Annotated in this window: 1 protein-coding gene; it reads left to right on the top strand. The window is 34.5% G+C overall.

What is annotated here, in order from left to right; genetic code table 11:
- A partial coding sequence (locus NF27_RS12270; protein WP_039455392.1) for a hypothetical protein occupies positions 1 to 255 on the top strand: 255 nt, incomplete at both ends.

Below are 255 nucleotides of genomic sequence, written 5' to 3'. Positions count from 1 at the left end.
GCAGGGTTTTAAAATATAGTATAGGGAATGCCTCAACCACGGAAATACAAAAAGAAATAAATGAATGTGAAAAGTCAGGTGTGCTAATCAGAGTAGGGGATAAGTTTACTACTCAAGAACTTTTAGAAAAGGAAAAACAAATCCTAAATTATGCCAAGAAAAGCTTAGGTGCAGGCAAAGAGATTATTAATGAAAAACACTTTGTAAAGCGGTGTCAAAGCTTTGAAATGAGGGAGAAAGCTAAAGATCCGAATT

The sequence above is a fragment of the Candidatus Jidaibacter acanthamoeba genome (assembly GCF_000815465.1).
In the GTDB taxonomy this organism is placed as follows: Bacteria; Pseudomonadota; Alphaproteobacteria; order Rickettsiales; family Midichloriaceae; genus Jidaibacter; species Jidaibacter acanthamoebae.
The sequence above is the reverse complement of the archived record's forward strand: the minus strand, read 5'-3'. Positions and strand labels throughout refer to the sequence as shown.